General features: G+C 60.0%; 19 protein-coding genes, 1 tRNA gene and 2 pseudogenes. 6 read left to right on the top strand and 16 right to left on the bottom strand.

Annotated elements, in window-relative coordinates:
• Positions 1-83: 83 nt before the first annotated feature.
• The 3 genes from NKH95_RS05980 to NKH95_RS05970 all read left to right on the top strand — a co-directional run bounded on the left by NKH95_RS05980 (position 84) and on the right by NKH95_RS05970 (position 2,241).
• Positions 84-1,331, top strand: coding sequence for a YcbK family protein (locus NKH95_RS05980; protein ID WP_023810470.1), 1,248 nt, complete (start codon positions 84-86; stop codon positions 1,329-1,331).
• Positions 1,332-1,572: 241 nt separating this feature from the next.
• A tRNA-Glu gene (locus tag NKH95_RS05975) sits at positions 1,573-1,647 on the top strand.
• A gap of 351 nt (positions 1,648-1,998) precedes the next feature.
• Positions 1,999-2,241, top strand: coding sequence for a DUF6894 family protein (locus tag NKH95_RS05970; protein ID WP_023810468.1), 243 nt, complete (start codon positions 1,999-2,001; stop codon positions 2,239-2,241).
• A gap of 155 nt (positions 2,242-2,396) precedes the next feature.
• Here the strand turns inward: NKH95_RS05970 and NKH95_RS05965 are convergent.
• Positions 2,397-2,629 (bottom strand): annotated as a pseudogene (locus NKH95_RS05965) (hypothetical protein).
• A 769-nt stretch (positions 2,630-3,398) separates the two neighbouring features.
• Between NKH95_RS05965 and NKH95_RS05960 the strand changes: the two are divergent.
• A complete protein-coding gene (locus NKH95_RS05960; protein ID WP_352440221.1) occupies positions 3,399-3,617 on the top strand; it encodes a hypothetical protein in 219 nt (72 codons plus the stop codon).
• 38 nt (positions 3,618-3,655) lie between these two features.
• Positions 3,656-3,955, top strand: coding sequence for a hypothetical protein (locus NKH95_RS05955; RefSeq protein ID WP_245273186.1), 300 nt, complete (start codon positions 3,656-3,658; stop codon positions 3,953-3,955).
• Between the two features lie 491 nt (positions 3,956-4,446).
• Here NKH95_RS05955 and NKH95_RS33440 read toward each other — a convergent pair whose 3' ends face one another.
• From NKH95_RS33440 to NKH95_RS05890, 12 genes and pseudogenes are all read right to left on the bottom strand, one after another.
• A complete protein-coding gene (locus tag NKH95_RS33440) occupies positions 4,447-4,962 on the bottom strand; it encodes a class I SAM-dependent methyltransferase (protein WP_502895167.1) in 516 nt (171 codons plus the stop codon).
• A gap of 4 nt (positions 4,963-4,966) precedes the next feature.
• Positions 4,967-5,173, bottom strand: a pseudogene (locus tag NKH95_RS05940) (methyltransferase domain-containing protein); the annotation flags it as partial.
• A 362-nt stretch (positions 5,174-5,535) separates the two neighbouring features.
• On the bottom strand, positions 5,536-5,835 hold the full coding sequence (locus NKH95_RS05935) for a hypothetical protein (RefSeq protein ID WP_127297149.1): 300 nt from the start codon (positions 5,833-5,835) through the stop codon (positions 5,536-5,538).
• A gap of 451 nt (positions 5,836-6,286) precedes the next feature.
• Complete coding sequence (locus tag NKH95_RS05930) at positions 6,287-6,589, bottom strand: DUF1330 domain-containing protein (protein ID WP_023810464.1); 303 nt, start codon at positions 6,587-6,589, stop codon at positions 6,287-6,289.
• Between the two features lie 114 nt (positions 6,590-6,703).
• A complete protein-coding gene (locus NKH95_RS05925; RefSeq protein WP_081734816.1) occupies positions 6,704-6,946 on the bottom strand; it encodes a hypothetical protein in 243 nt (80 codons plus the stop codon).
• Positions 6,947-7,340: 394 nt separating this feature from the next.
• Positions 7,341-7,748: a TadE/TadG family type IV pilus assembly protein gene (locus NKH95_RS05920; RefSeq protein WP_023810463.1), complete on the bottom strand. Its 408-nt coding sequence runs from the start codon at positions 7,746-7,748 to the stop codon at positions 7,341-7,343.
• Positions 7,738-8,163 carry a TadE/TadG family type IV pilus assembly protein gene (locus tag NKH95_RS05915; RefSeq protein WP_050592670.1) on the bottom strand — a complete coding sequence of 142 codons (426 nt, stop codon included), beginning with the start codon at positions 8,161-8,163 and terminating at the stop codon, positions 7,738-7,740. Before NKH95_RS05915 ends, NKH95_RS05920 begins: the two co-directional genes overlap by 11 nt.
• 19 nt (positions 8,164-8,182) lie before the next feature.
• On the bottom strand, positions 8,183-9,364 hold the full coding sequence (locus NKH95_RS05910) for a pilus assembly protein TadG-related protein (RefSeq protein WP_081734815.1): 1,182 nt from the start codon (positions 9,362-9,364) through the stop codon (positions 8,183-8,185).
• Positions 9,365-9,691: 327 nt separating this feature from the next.
• Positions 9,692-9,967, bottom strand: coding sequence for a DUF6074 family protein (locus NKH95_RS05905; RefSeq protein ID WP_502895166.1), 276 nt, complete (start codon positions 9,965-9,967; stop codon positions 9,692-9,694).
• Between the two features lie 203 nt (positions 9,968-10,170).
• On the bottom strand, positions 10,171-10,467 hold the full coding sequence (locus tag NKH95_RS05900) for a DUF982 domain-containing protein (protein WP_352440220.1): 297 nt from the start codon (positions 10,465-10,467) through the stop codon (positions 10,171-10,173).
• Positions 10,468-10,627: 160 nt separating this feature from the next.
• Positions 10,628-10,753, bottom strand: a complete 126-nt coding sequence (locus NKH95_RS05895) for a hypothetical protein (protein ID WP_352440219.1) — start codon at positions 10,751-10,753, stop codon at positions 10,628-10,630.
• Between the two features lie 113 nt (positions 10,754-10,866).
• A complete protein-coding gene (locus NKH95_RS05890; protein ID WP_352440218.1) occupies positions 10,867-11,289 on the bottom strand; it encodes a hypothetical protein in 423 nt (140 codons plus the stop codon).
• Between the two features lie 200 nt (positions 11,290-11,489).
• Here NKH95_RS05890 and map point away from each other — a divergent pair, with 200 nt between their 5' ends.
• On the top strand, positions 11,490-12,317 hold the full coding sequence (gene map, locus NKH95_RS05885; RefSeq protein WP_013532002.1) for a type I methionyl aminopeptidase: 828 nt from the start codon (positions 11,490-11,492) through the stop codon (positions 12,315-12,317).
• A gap of 27 nt (positions 12,318-12,344) precedes the next feature.
• On the opposite strand, the gene NKH95_RS05880 is transcribed toward map, so the two are convergent.
• The 3 genes from NKH95_RS05880 to NKH95_RS05870 are packed head-to-tail and all read right to left on the bottom strand — an operon-like array spanning position 12,345 to position 15,327.
• Positions 12,345-13,670: a sensor histidine kinase gene (locus NKH95_RS05880; RefSeq protein WP_352440217.1), complete on the bottom strand. Its 1,326-nt coding sequence runs from the start codon at positions 13,668-13,670 to the stop codon at positions 12,345-12,347.
• The gene (locus tag NKH95_RS05875; protein WP_032900681.1) at positions 13,667-14,428 is read right to left on the bottom strand and encodes a response regulator; all 762 of its coding nucleotides are present in this window, start codon (positions 14,426-14,428) and stop codon (positions 13,667-13,669) included. The genes NKH95_RS05880 and NKH95_RS05875 overlap by 4 nt, the downstream gene beginning before the upstream one ends.
• Positions 14,429-14,469: 41 nt before the next feature.
• A complete protein-coding gene (locus NKH95_RS05870) occupies positions 14,470-15,327 on the bottom strand; it encodes a MipA/OmpV family protein (RefSeq protein ID WP_352440216.1) in 858 nt (285 codons plus the stop codon).
• Between the last annotated feature and the right edge of the window lie 78 nt (positions 15,328-15,405).

Here is a 15,405-nt window from a genome sequence, read left to right as displayed (position 1 = left end):
TCCGGATCGGAGACAAAGGTCACCCTGGCATCGACGCATGCGTGTGGCGCCAAGGATATACCGACCGGACATCGAGGGGGAATTTGACTTTGAAATCAGCAGGATGGAGCCTCGCAAAGGGAGAACGCCGCGCCATTGTGGCAGCGCTCTGCTCCTTGCTTCTGGCCTCCTGCACTTCGGCTGGCGACCCGACAATGTCGGTCGGAATGCCCGGTTACAATGCCACCGCATCGGACATAAACGCGGCCTCCAGCGGCAAGGCGATCGCCTCCGATTCGTCTGATATCACGACCGAGCAGACGACGGTGATGACGGCAAGCGATACGGCGCTGCCTGAAAAAGTCGCCTACGTGCCTATGTCCAAACCGGGAGCTGCCTTTCCGCTGACCACGCCGGCGGGCGCCGAAACCATCGTTGGAAACACGCCGCAATCGCTGACGCAGCAGGCACAGACCGCGCGCCAAACCGACGCGGTCGCCCAGCAGATTGCCGCGGTCGACGGCGACGTGGCGGCGCCGAAGCCCGCTGCCGTTCCGGCCATGAACAACCCGGTCTATGTGACAGCTGGCGAGATGCCGCAGGCCGAAGCACCAAAGAAGAAAGGCTTCCTCGCCTCGATGTTTGGCGCAACGCCAGCCTCGGCGACACCAGCCCCCATCATCAGCAACGCCCGGACGGGCGAGCAGCCCCCGGCGCAGGCAAAAGCGGCGCCAGCAGCGGCAAAGCCGATCATCACGCTTGCCTCGGCCAGTTCCACGGCCAAGCCGGTGCAGCTGGCTTCGCTCGGCGGCGATACCGGCCACGTCACTGGCAGCGATGCCCTGCCCGGCGTGCGCCAAACGGCCCTGTTCGAGATCAAGCGCAAGTCCGGCCTCGATGACGAAAGCGACGTCGACCTCAACGAGGATGAGGGGCCAATCGGCGGCTCCTATCAGGTTGCGTCAGCCGCCGGCATGGCCCGGTTGGCGCCCAACGGGCTGCTCAAGCAGAACGAGAGCGTCGACGTGGCCTGCCTGAAGCCGTCGCTGGTGCGTGTGCTGAAGACGATCGAAGGCCACTACGGCCGCAAGATGACGGTGACGTCAGGCTATCGCGACCCGGCCCGCAACCGGCGCGCCAACGGCGCCAAAAATTCGCTGCACATGTATTGCGCCGCCGCCGACATCCAGGTGCCCGGCGTTTCGAAATGGGAACTGGCGAGCTACATCAGAAGCATGCCCGGCCGCGGCGGCGTCGGCACCTACTGCCACACAGAATCGGTTCACGTCGACGTCGGCCCCGAGCGCGACTGGAACTGGCGCTGCCGCCGGCGCAGCGGCGGTGACGGCTAGCGCGGATCTGAGATCGGCTGGCGGCCAAGATCGTTCCGTTGGGCATCCCGAATATCGGATTGGCCGAAGCCTTCCCAACTTCATCATTCCGGAGCAGAGCGATGCGGCGTCCCCGCTAATCGTCAAGCTCGCCAACTTCGGGAAATCGTTGATTTGGCAGGCCCGGAAAAAAGTTGTCCAAGGTGGCACCTGACGGGTTGCCGGTTGCGCACAACGCCAGTATAAGCCGCTTCGTCTGAGCGCGCCCATCGTCTAGCGGTTAGGACACCGCCCTTTCACGGCGGTAACAGGGGTTCGATTCCCCTTGGGCGTACCAGATCTTTCAACGACTTAGCCGAATCTGTACCCCATTCGTCACATAAGCGTCGAATAAGCGCAGCGAATTTCAGCGGACGTTCGCGCACAAACCGAATCAACGTGACTGAGAAAAGCCCGCCACCGTGAGGTAGCGGGCCAAACGCGACAGTTCAGGCTGCGCCGCCTTCCGAAGCGTTGACCGCCTCTTCCAATACTTCTTCCGGTAGGAACGACCAGAGCAGCGCGTCAATGTCCTCATGCTTGGTCCGCGAATATGTCGGGTGCGAGCAGATCGAAGTTGGCTTGGTGGACTGGATAACCAGCAAGTAGCAACAAGGAAACCTTTTTCGGGGTTAGGAATTAAGGCCATATGGCCCGCTTCTTCTTTGATCTAACGGACGATGGCGAAGTGTTTCCCGACCCTGAAGGCACCGAGCTTAAAAGCCGGAAAGCCGCTGAAGATGAGGCAGCAACAGCGTTACTCGAAATAGCCAAAGACCAGATGCCGGAAACTTTCAGGAAAGTTGCCATCCGTGTCCGCGACCACACCAGCAAGCCGCTATTCACCGTGAAGGTCACGTTCGAGTGGGTGCGTGAGCTGCCCGATGGATGAGGACATCGCCTTAGAGCTATTCATTATGGCGGCGCACCGACGCCAGCGACATGCGGTCGCTGAGGCAGACAACATGCTTTCGGCCATCGCGGAGACGCGCCGCACAATCGCAGAGTCGCGCAAGCTGCTAGAAGGACTAACCGACACGTCAGGCCTTAAGTGGGTAGCACCGGCCCAGTAGTGTTCCACCGGATGAACTCGACTTCCCTTCCGGTCACATCCCGCACGGCTTTCAAAAGCACCTCATGTAAGACGCGTGTCTGTCTGTAGTGGTCGCAGAGCGGCGATATGAACGGCTTGACGAAGCTCAGGTGCAGCGCTTCCGCTGCCACCAGAAAGCGCTCGATTCAACCTGTGATAACTGCTTGGAAGGTTTCGATCGGGCCATTTGTGCGAACTCCGTTTGAGGGGATCGCCGCAACGGAAGGATTATATTCCTCATCGCCATCGGGCTGGCAAGCGACCGTAGTCGGCCCGATCAAGCAGCCGAGCATCGAGCGCGAGCATCAGCGGCTAAAGCGACCTAGCACCCGGATCGACCTTTCTTGATTTGTGAAGCCTTGGCTTCGGCAGCAAGGCGTTGTTCTCGAAGTCGGGCAGTTTTTGTATCTCGCGCCTCTCTCTCGGCCGCGTTAGCAATCTTTGCCTCACGGTCTGCGCGCTCCAACCGGTCTTTGTCGACGCTCCGCTGGGACAGTTTGGCCTCCTGCAGAAGAACCTTCAATTTACAGTTTGCTAAAATGTTCCCATCAATTTTGTCGCCCTGAGGGAGCAGTGACGGCCTTCCGATGTTCTGCTCCGCCAGGGGAACCGAGCGCGATCCAAACCTCCTTTTCGGAGCGTGTTCCAGTGGGTCCGCCCCCACTGGCGGGCAGAGGCGGACCCGGCCGGGGCTTGGAGCCTCGGCCCGGCAGCGGGGGACGCTGCCGCCATTTCCAACCCGCCTCGACATATCAGGTTCCGCTAATACATAAAAAAGCCCCCACCGTTCGGCAGCGGGCCAAACCTTGGATGGAAATCAGATCACCAGCAGGGTTCGAACATTGGCCAATTCACCGGTCCTGTCCCGTGCCACTGAATGACGAAGCATCCTTATGGGCCGGAACTTTGATGCAATAGCGAAGTTCGAGAGGAGATATTTTCGCAGCAGGCACGCAATGAACGGGATCGTAAACGACATCCTGGCCGAGGTGGCAGAGATACTTCCGTCGCTATCACCGGACGAAAAAGATTTGCTGCCGAAACTGCCAGTCGACGCGCCCAATTTTCCCAACGACCTGGAACCGGTGATTCGAGCGGAGAGGCCACCCCCGGAGCAGAAAGCAGAAACCGCAGACCGTCACTGCGACGGGAAGCCGCCTCAAGGCGAAGCCTGATGTCGGACGACGGGCGGAACCGAGTTCGGGAAGGCGCGTTGCTCACCAGCGCCACGTCACGAAAGGCCGGAGCAATGGCGGACAATCTATCTCGCAGGCAAGAACAGCGTGGCACGCGAAGACTCATGGCGTGGGGCGTGGCGGTTATCGCCGTCCTTTTTCTAGGCCTGATAGCATTCTTTGTACTCACGCCTTTATCGAACGGCTCTTGGCAGACGGCACCGTTCAAGCGTGCTCCTGAGCAAAACCAGGGCGGTAATGCGCCAGCGGACACGTCACCCAGCCCAGGCGTGAAAAAAGACCCTCAGGAAAATACTGAAATGCCCGAGCAGCAGTAGTGGGGTGGGAACAAATCCGCACCGGTCTGGAAAACTTTTTTCGGGCTGCCGGGCGATTTTAACAAAGAACCCGCCCGCCGACCTTTCCCGCGCGGACCTTCTGGTAATGCTCCTACGAGCGGCCCTGATGCTCCGAAACGTAACCCAGCGCTTGACCCGAGGGTCCAAGAGCCCCTGTCGGGCGTGGCGGAAGAAATGGGGCTCAGGAGGGCGGACCATCCGAACGATAGTGGGCGATTGGCTGTCGCTAATGCGTATCTGCCGGTTCCGCATGCATTGGACGAGGACAGCACTGTGGAAGGAAACGCATGATCAACGCACCATGAGCGCGAGTGACCCTGAGATTGACTGTCAGGAGGCGATGGGCCGGCTTTCAGGTCATCGTGGGCTGAATGCTGGAGGGCCGATATCCCGCACGAGCGCCGCCCGTGACATCAAGCGGCGGCTCGGCGAGGAAAGCGACGTAGAAGGCATAGGCATGATCATGGTGCTTACATTCGTCGCGACCAGGCACCCACCTCATATCGGCCGACCACCACGCTTGCGCTTGCATAAACCTCTGCGCGAATTCGATCTTGAAGCGTCTCGGGACCGAGTTCTGAAGCTGTGATAACGCCCATCTGCTCCATGACCGGAGCCATGATCGCTGCGAGATCGGAGATCAGATCAATGCCGCTCAGACTGTCTGATCCACCTCCGGCTAGAGCACTTACCGCCATGCTAGGGGCCGGCAGCCCGGCTTTGAGGAAGGTCGAATGGAGTTGCAGGCCCATGTTTGGGTTGGTCCCTACCCGACGAAATGTCTCAACGATACATCGAAAGCAGTTGTCGTAGGTCGGGACGGAGGGAAATGAGGCAGCGCCGGTCCAATCGACTTCGTGGAATACTATCACGCCGCCGGGAGCAAGATGCCGCGCAACGCCCCTCAACATTTCGACGGGATCGGGCGAGAACATTAATACGTATCGGCCCACGATAGCGTCGAACGATACATGTGGCAGGATCACATTGGTGGAAGATTACATTCTCCAAACCACGTTGCGCGGCTCTCGCCCGAGCAGCGTCAAGAGCCTCCGCCGACCTGTCAGAGCCGATGACAAGACCTGTGGGTCCGACAACATCAGCCGCGAGAAAGGCGACATCCCCGGCGCCGCTCCCCACGTCAAGGACATGCATTCCCGCTCGGAGACCAGCTCGCCGCAGGTAATTCCGTGTCATCGGGTCAACCAATGTCGCCTGCGTCGCAAGCCTTTTCAGTTCTCTTTCCGAATGCCCCAGTTCGTATTCGTGCTGACGTTCGCTTGTCATACTGGTGTCCCCCCGGATGAAAAAGCACAACAAGTTAGAGCTCGAATGCAGGCCCTTGGCGCACTCTAAAGCCGAGCGGCTCATCTGCACTTTAGAGATGTCTAACATAAATGGCGGCTGAAAGGGTGTCTAGGCGCATCCTCATTGGACCTCCCAGAAGTCCTTCAGCGAGGCGAACCCGCCTTGGCGGCCTAGCACGACAGGCTTTTCGAAAGCGGCTACATCCTGAGAATCGACCGCTATGCATCAACCTGGGACAGTCCAAAGGCAGGTCAGCAGCCTTCCGTGGTCTTTTTCATCTGACCAGGAGCAGCCGAGTTAGCATCGGTGTCCTGTTGACCTGGGGCGGCCTGCTTGGCGCTGCCAGTTTGTTGACCCGGAGCGCAGTCCTTGGCGGAGTTCGAGTTCGTTCCACTCGTGGTGGTCGAATCCGTGCCCTGATCGGTCGTAGTGCTCGGCATGGTCTTGGTTGTCGAGGTCGACGATCCGCCTGTGGTCGTGTCGGTCGATTGCGCAAATGCGAGGCCAGTTGACAGTGCCATAATGGCTGAAGCGAAAAGAACCTGTTTCATGATCAACTCCATTTCGGAATGTCCCTTTGGTACCGAACTTCGCTGCGGCACGACGGTTCCAAGAAAAATGGGCAATCCAGAGGTCCGCACCTGGGATTGCCCTATGGCCCGCCACTGGGAAGCTCTCTGCCGTTATCTTCAACGAAGACCTGTCTTCCGCGATCACACCATAGGCTAACGCGGTCACACGGGTCATAATCCTGCTACAAAGTGGTCGATTCCTCAGGGATGTAGCCGCTCCAAGAGCCCGCCGCAGGTCGCCCCCGTGGCGGGCTTTTCAATTGCACGGTCGAGTTGGGTTCTCGGCACTGCGATGATGAGAAAGCCCCGCAGTGGTGGTAAGCCCGTATTTATTGCCTGGTTTCCCGGCTTTAAACAGCTGACTTCGCGGTGTGCGGATTCGGGCAAAAGCCGGATTCTGCCTGATGAAGGCGGAGCCGAGTCACCACTGTCAAACAGTGGGTGTTGCGATCCCCTCAAGCGCAATTATCCTGGTGTTGGCGCAACGCTTACGGATTTCGATAAGGCGCGCGTATTCCGGCGAATTGTACCAGCCCATCAATGACGTCATGTCGGGAAATTCGATAATAACCAAACGGTGTGGCTCCCAATCACCTTCCAAAACCTTGGTCGCACCGCCACGACCTAGATATTTCCCACCATAACGCTCCTCGGTGGCCGGCACATCCCGCCGGTATTCCTCGAACACGGCAGCGTCCTTTATGTCTACATCCGCGATCAGATAGGCGGCCATTTGCGCATCCTTCTTCTCAACGGCGCCCGACCCTTGCGTTCCACTCCCAGGGGGCGGCGCCCGTCGGTCAAGACGACTCTCTTCAGCGCTTCAACCGGCATTCGCCATGCGAAGTCAAAAGCCTGTTACAATCCACGGGTTGGAGTCGTATCCGAGGCGCGGCTCTGCCTTTGCGCCGCTATCTTGCGATTTGGCGGTTCCGGTGACACCGCAGTCCAGATTTGGAACGGGCTTCTTGGCTGACGGGTTGGTGGAACACAAGGCGGCGGCATCACTGACCGCCACCTTCTTTTCCTTGGCATCAGCGACACCAGTCGCAGCGAAAACCACAGCCGCGCAAAATACAGCCACTCTCATTGGAACCCCCTTTATTGCACCCGATAGATGGTCCGACATGACGTAACGTCATCTCAATATTAGCACTAATGAATATATTATCTAGCCCCTTGCCATCAAAAGCAGGCTGAGAGCCAGGCTTGCAGCGCGACCGCCAAAACCGGTGCCGATCTGGACACCAGCCGGCATGAGTCGCATTCTGCTCGTGGGGAAGGATGTGGATCGACAAAACACAGGGGCTGATCAGGCCAAACGCTAGCGGGACCGGACCCTGCGCGGCCGCCGGAGGCGTCTGTCGCATAACGTCGTGTCGTGGGCGCTGATCCTGATGGCGATAACCATTCTCGGTGGTCTAATCGCGCTCAAGGCGTACAAGTAAGCAGAGCCCCAGCACGCGAAGCTATCAGGCCACAGCCTAGCCGCTGCCAAGCAGCGGCACGGTAACGGTTGTCGCGTAGTTGATGGGGAAGGAACTGAAGTAGGGAAAGTCGATGACGAAGGCATAGGCCGCGGTCAGATGCGCCATGCGGAAGCCGCCGCTCACCGGGTCGATGGCGATGGTGACGTTCACGTCCTTAAACCCCAAGGCCTGCAATTTCTGCGTGGCGATCGATTGAATGTCGGCCTGGGTCAGCGTGTTCTTAAGCTGCAGCGAGCGCGCTGACGTCTCCAGCGTATAGCGAACACTGGAGACCGAGTGCATCGACCAGCCAAAAGCGAAGATCCCGAACAGCAGCATGACGAGGAAGGGGGCGATTAGCGCGAACTCCAGCCCGGCCCCGCCCGATCGATCCTGCCGGAACGCGCTTACCCTAGCGGACACGGATCATCTCCTGGTGACCGATTACAGTGGAAGTGGCAAATGGGCCGAAGGCAATTGGCGGCACCCAGGTGCCCGATGCCTGTATCTGGACATAGACCGCCGGCACCTTCGGCCCACTGCACATGGTGGACACGTCGACCACCGTCGCCCCGCACATACGGATGCGGCTTAGCGTGACCTGACCGTCCTCCGGCCGATTTTCCCAGCTCGCAATGGCAAGAGCTTGGGTCGCCGCATCATCGGTCGATCCGCTCATGACCAGGTTCGCGGCGGTCTTCACACCGGCGCGCATCGACAGTGAACTCGTTACGTAGGACCAGCCGTCCAGAATACCAAGCAGCACCAGGCACAGAATGGGCAGCACCATCGCGAACTCGACCGCCGCAACGCCCGAATCATCGCCAAGGTTCGGCATCGATCGGCGCCCCACGGGGCTACTCGGAAAGTGCCACGGACCGCGCGGCTGGAATGTTGGGCACTCCGAGGCTTGAGCAATCCTGATTGATGGTTGAATTACCGGACCATTGAATCGTATTGGCGACGACCCTGGTGCAGCCGCCCTTGCCCGAGAAGTTGCCAAGATAGTTCACTTGCTGCTTGGGGAAATAGATCGCCCCGGTCAAAAGCGAGTCCGCCGTGCCGTTGAATGTGCTGGATGCACTCATGCCGGTCCTGTCGCCGTAGAACAGAACGCCTGAGTAGGTGCCCGAAGTCGCCGCGCTGAGGTTCACGGACGCATTGCCATTCATGCTGACAGTCGAGCTGCCCGACATGAAGATGGTCACCCCGCTGCCAGTGATGGCCGCATTGGCGTTTATCTTGAAACTGCCCTGGACGACATAGACGCCGGGCGAAAGCGTGACATTGCCCTTTAGGTTCATGCCGCTGCAATAGGTGCCTGGACCGAGCGTCGCCTTGTTGTCGTTCTGGCAGGTGGTCCCGGCCACCGGGGCCGGCAGGTCGACAAAGGGATCGCCGGCAGGCAGTGCCTGGGTGATCGGGGCCGCGCAGACGGTCCTGACGGGATTGCTGAGAGAGACACCGCCCGCCGATATCAGGCAATCGGCCTGCAGACCGGCCGAGCCCTGAAGCTTGATGGCGTCCGAGGCGATCGAATTGGACATGACCGAGCAGCCGCTGAGCTTAACGCTGGTACTGCCGGAAAACAGCACTGCCTGCGAAGCGGATGGATCGAGCGCGAGCATGCAGGCACTCGAGGCATCGGTAATGACGGCCACCGCCCTCGCCTGTTCGGGAACCTTTTCCTGTGTAAAGATCAGGGTGAACATCCGGTCGAGCTTCTGGCCTACGATCACCTCGACCGCTTTTTTTGCCGTATTCGGTCCGGACGCTGGGGGCGTATTGACGACGATCGTGCCCGAGCCCAGTCCGTTCGACGCCGCGGACTGGGTCGCGGCCGCGACGATCGTCGGCTTGTCGGAACCCGAGATCTGTTCGAGCGCACCGGCATAAGCGGCTGCATCGGCCGTCGCCTGCAATCTCAGGCTGTTGTAGTACCAATAGGAGGTCTCGACGCCGAAGCCCGCAGCGCCGACAACGACCGGCAAGGTCAAGGCAAAAATCGTAGCGACATTCGCGCCCGTGCTGCGGCGCATGGCGTCCATTACAAGCCGAACACGGGTGAAGCTACTCAAGGCCATGGTTTAAATTAGAAAGCACGCATAGATGAACGAATGGCTAAAAAGTTCGTTGCATTTTTGAGCAGTGGTCCATTGGCTTCAAAAAAGAAGTGTTTCGCTGGCTGACCAACGCGCAAGCGCATCGATGTCTCAGAGTGGGCCGCCCCTCAAGGCCGGCGGGAAATTGCCGGATTCGCAGCCGAGACCGCGCGAACAACGACCGGGTCTCCGAAAAACACACCGGAGTAAGCGTATTTACAAATTACTGATGCATGTGTGGAGGATGGAGGTTCAGGATTTGCTTCAAGCGGAAAGAATTGGCATCGACTCCGCGACCGTATCAGCCAACATCTCTCGCTGCACGGCCAGGAAAAACCTGCGCACTTCATCGCTGGCTGCCGTTCTGTCCCTGCCGGATCCGACCACAAGATCGAGCAACTCCGACGCTTTGGCCCTCCAGAAGGAGGTGGCGGTCTCGCCATGCAGATTGCCGAGCTTGGCAGCAACCTCTCGAACCAAGAATACCTGACGGTCGATCGGGAATGCACGAACTTTTTCTGGAGACATCTTCCGAACCATGAGACTGATGCAACGAATCAACCACTGCCAACAAGCAATGGCATAGCCGGGAAGATGGAAACGGAAGCTTAACGGCGCCGACGATGGTGCATCCTGGTGCAGTCATCGCGGACGAGACCCGCGCAGGCGCGTGCGAGATCCTCATGGGCGTTCAACCGCGTTCGTTGGCGTGCCAATCGAGCCAGGCGAAACGGGCGACGGCCTTACGCCTGGAACGCCCTCGCCTCACCGCCGCGCTTGCGCGGCGTCATCATATCCCTGGCCATCAGTCCGCTCGCCCGGCAAAACGCCATGAAGGCCCGGCACGCATCCTCGGTCTTGACCACGTCCACCGTAGCGCCAAAGCAGGCGTTGAACGCCTTCTGATAGATCGGGCCCTGACGGCGCACAGGCCAGTCCTGGAGAAAGTCGAGCGCCTGTTCGACGCCGTAAATCTCCTCGACTGGCAGGCCGGGCGCGGGTGCGATGCGCACCGGCACCTCGAATTGCAGTCTGTCCATTTCCTATCTCCCGAACTGGCGTCACCGAGGCAACGCCATTCGTCGTCAAAAGTTGCTTTGCCGGGCTTTTGGTCCAGAAATGTGTCGTCACTTGGGTCGCTGGACCGCCACGTCGCCCAAAACAATCACGCACCGATGATATGCCTTGGGCGACACGTGCTCACTGGTTCGCCAGATCTGTCTCCGCGCCGAAGGCCATGCGAATGGCGGCAATCTGGACGGAGAGGAACGTGGCAGCCGAGGCCGCGCGCGACAGGGTTTTGAATGTCTTGATGCGTTGTTGCATTGAAATGATCCGGAAAAAGACGCGCCGCGCGACCGCTGCGCGGCCGACAGCCGCCGCACGATCACGACGCAAACAGGAATAACGATGAGGTGAAGGGTACGGTTCTGGACCGCTCAGGCCGTGATGGTCGGCGGTGCGCGCGGCTGGTTGGTGCGCGCCCCGGGAACCGAGGCGGCCCCATATCCCGAAACCATCGCTCTTTGCGATGTTCCTTCGGCCCAAAGAAAAACAGCGTCAGGGACCGGAAGCGCGGGATGGCCGCCGGCGAACTTGACCAGGAGCGGACGGCCGGCACGAACTTCCAGCGCTTGCGCCTTGCCGGTGACACGCAGCAGCGCCGCCACCTCGCCCGACCGCTCGACACCGACACTGGCACCGCTTGGCGCAGACCCCGCAAAGGCTGACGCCGCCGGCAGGCCGAAGCACAGCATCGCCAGCAGCACCATGCGCATCAGGCATGAGCACGCTGCCGTCAGCGGCGCTTCAGGCCATCCGGTTTGCCTGGCCGCCCCGAAGGGACGCGATCTCGAAAACATCACCCGCCCTAACGCACCACGGCCGGAAAGGGAAGCAAACCGGGCAAAAACCGGTAAGACATCGCCGATGCGAGGCAAATATCCGGAAGCGCGCGGCTGCATCAAACAGTTCTTCCTTGAACCTTTTGCCCTCAAGTGCCAAATCTGGGGAAATTTTCACGCTGGCTCTCCTGCAGAGCCCTACCCGCTACACGGACAGAATGGTCACCTATCTCGACGCCGCCACGGCCCCGCTCAGAAATACCGGCCAGATCCGCCTCTATGGCGAGGACGGCTTTGCCGGCATGCGCAAGGCATGCGATCTCACCGCACGCTGCCTCGACGAGTTGGTGCCGATGGTCCAGCCCGGCGTCACCACCGAAGCAATAGACCGCTTCGTCTTCGAATTCGGCATGGACCACGGCGCGCTGCCGGCGACGCTCAACTATCGCGGCTACACGAAATCGTCCTGCACCTCGATCAACCATGTCGTCTGCCATGGCATTCCCGACAACAAGCCGCTCAAGGATGGCGACATCGTCAACATCGACGTCACCTACATCCTCGACGGCTGGCACGGCGATTCTTCGCGCATGTATCCGGTCGGCACGATCAAGCGCGCCGCCGAGCGCCTGCTCGAAGTCACTCATGAATGCCTGATGCGCGGCATTGCGGCGGTCAGGCCGGGAGCCCGCACCGGCGCCATCGGCGCCGCCATCCAGACCTTTGCCGAAGGCGAGCGCTGCTCGGTGGTGCGCGACTTCTGCGGCCACGGCGTCGGCCAGCTGTTCCATGACGCGCCGAACATCCTGCATTACGGCAGCGCCAATGAGGGCGTCGAGATGCGGCCAGGCATGATCTTCACCATCGAGCCGATGATCAATCTGGGCAGGCCGCATGTGAAGGTTCTGTCGGACGGCTGGACCGCGGTGACGCGCGACCGCTCGCTGTCGGCGCAGTACGAGCACACGATCGGCGTGACCGACACAGGGTGCGAGATTTTCACGCTGTCGCCCAAAAAGCTCGATCGCCCCGGCCTGCCGGCCTAGCGGCGCATCTACCCGGCAGGAGGCCGTCTATGCCGACTGCAAATCCGCAGCATTCGGCAGGTCGATGGTAACGACCAGTCCGCTGGGCTGGTTGTCCTCCAATTCGATCCTGCCGCCGTGCCCCTGGACGATGTCGGCAACGATCGAGAGGCCCAGACCGAAGCCATGCTTCGATGCAATGCCGCGCGACGCATCTTCCTTGAAGAATGGTTCGAAAACACGAGCACGTGCCGTCATCGGAATACCCGGCCCGTCATCCCCTACCGTGATGCGCGCCGCCGTGCCGGTCGCCGTCAAGGCGACCGTGACATTGCCAGCGAATTTGACCCCGTTGTCGCAAAGATTGGCGATGGCACGCGCCAATGCATTGGGCTTGCACCAGCCCAGGAGCCGGTCCGGCCCGGAATATGAGACAGGAAATCCGACATCGGAGAATTCGGCGCAGACGGTTTGCAGAACGCTGGCAATGTCGGCGCGCTGCAGCTTCTCCGTCGAAACATCGTTGCGCAGATAGGTCAGGGTCTCGTCGATCAAGATTTCGATGTGCTGGACATCGGACAGGATTGCGGTTCGGATTGGGCCATCATCCATACGCTCGGCGCGAAGCCGCAGCCGCGTCAACGGCGTGCGCAGATCATGACTGACGCTGCGCAACATGCGCGTGCGATTTTCGATCATGGTGCGGATGCGCGTCCTCATCCTGTTCAGGGCGCGCGCCAAGCCCACCATTTCAATGGAGCCGTGTTCGACGAAGAGCTGTTCGCCATTCTCGATCTCGGCCGAACCGACTGCTGCCGAGATGCGCTTCAATGGATCCGTCACGGCCCAAACCGCAAACAGCCAGATCAGCACGGGCAAGGCGACGAAAGCCATGAACCTGTAGAACGAGGCACGGACGAGGCCCGATGTCAGCCAGGAATCGGGCATGCCGAAATGGGCCAGGACGTCCTGCTGGTCCAAATCGATGACAAATGCGTATCGGCCGCCGATCCTTAGCCAGCGTCCATCAACCGTCCCCCTGTCGATACGCAAAAGCCATTCGACACTTCGCCATTGCAGATAGGACTGGGGAATGCCGCGTATCTGGTCCTTGGGCAATATCTCGAAATCAAAGCCGGCCCGCTTTGCTGTCGCCAGAATTGCCCCACGCGCCTCCGCCGGCGTTTCTTGCAACAAGGCAGCAACAACGGCCGCACGCCTTGCGTTATCTTCCGCGGCGGGAAGGTCGACGTTCTCTATGAAAATCTCGACGACCGAACCGACGAACATGATCACGATCACCGCGATGAAAATGATTGCCACAAACTGCCCACGCACGGACTGTGGCAAGAAACGGCGGATGAAACCCCTCATGCTTCCTCCACCGTCGCGGTGAAGATGTAGCCACCCAACCGAACAGTCCTCAAAAGCACCGGATCGCGCGCATCCTTTTCGATCTTCCTGCGGATTCGACTGATATGGACATCGACGCTACGCTCGATCGGCCCCGCGAGCCCGGCATGGGTTACGCCCAGAAGTTCCTCGCGCGAGAGAACCCGGCCTGCATTGCGACAAAACGCAAGCAACAGGTCGAATTCATGCGTCGTGGTCGTAACCCGCGCATTGTTGGGGTCATGCAATTGCCGTCGTATGGGATCGAGGCGCCAGCCGTTGAAACGAAGCACCTTCGACCAGTCCCGCTCGTCTGGAGCATAGGCTGTACGGCGCAGCAGCGCCCGTATCCTGGCCGTCAGTTCGCGTGCGCTGAACGGTTTCGTCACATAGTCGTCCGCGCCGATTTCCAGCCCGAAGATGCGGTCGATTTCCTCACCGAGCGCGGTCAGCATCAGGATCGGAATGTTGGTTCCGGCACGAAGACGGCGACAGATGTTGAGACCGTTTTCGCCCGGCAGCATGACATCGAGCACGATGAGATCGAATTTCTGGTTGCGAAGCGCGGCATTCATCTGGACGCCGCTCTCGGCAATTTCCACGATCATGCCGTTGTCGGTGAGCGTCTCGCCCAGCATGCGCGCGATCTCAAGATCGTCTTCGACAATGAGGATGCGCGAACCTTGCCTTGCCGACCTGGATTCGGCGCTCAAATCGCTTTGGTGCCGTTGCTGTGCCATTCCGGAGTTTGTCTAGCCTGCATTTGGTGCCTGGGTAGGCGTCAGAACCGATATCCGACGAGAAGCATTCCTGAAGGCTGGATCTTTTCGACGACAACAGGGCTGTCGGCAGCATCACCCAAGAGAACGCCGACCCCCGCTTCGCCGCGCACCATCCAGTTCTCGTCAAGCATATATGTGGCGGAAATCGAAAAATCGGCGCGCTTCAAACCAGCGCCGGCATCATAGCGCGCCAGCCCCGAGCGAGCCGATTGTTCGGGCGTGACGCCAAAATAGGCCTGCATGTAATTTTCGTCGGCAAAGACGGCGGACACGCTGGCGCCGATCATCAACGATTGAGACAGAGGCCGGATCACCTCGATCCCCACCCTGCCCTCCAGGCCATCGCTGCCACCGATGGTCTTGTCCAGTTGCGCGAATATTTCGGCCGGACCGAACTTCGCCGCTGCCTTCACGCCGACCGTCGCGCCCATGTCGACGTCCCCCAAGCCGCGCAGATGGTCGGAGTCGTCTTCCTTGCGGCCCATCTCATAGCCAAGCCGAGTGCTGAACGCGAACGGTCCTTGTTCATAGACGGCGATGTTGGCGCCTGTCGGGTCGATCGTCACCGTGTCAAGGAATGTCGCCGTGACGAAAGGCACCGGCATGATCTTGAACTCATTGCTGCCTTCGTATTTGGGGACGATGATGGCGCCGCCGCCAAGCACGACATGCCAGTCGGCCAGCTTCTGTTCGAAACGCCCGAAACGGGAAGGCTCGGGCGGCAGGGTAAAATCATCGGAATTCACCGCAATGGCGTCTGCCGCCAGCGCGCCCTCCGAATGCGTCGAAAGCAGGATTGCCATGGCCGCGAGAGATGCCCGGCCGGCAAATAGTCCAGAGTCAATTTTGGCGAACATGCGCGCTCCAGTATAGCGAGGCCACGAGCCTCCGATGGCGCCAACATGTCAGGTGAAAGTGGCCGCATGCGTTAAGTG

The sequence above is a fragment of the Mesorhizobium sp. M0848 genome (assembly GCF_040319805.1).
Taxonomy (GTDB): Bacteria; Pseudomonadota; Alphaproteobacteria; order Rhizobiales; family Rhizobiaceae; genus Mesorhizobium.
This window is presented reverse-complemented; position numbering and strand designations above follow the sequence as displayed.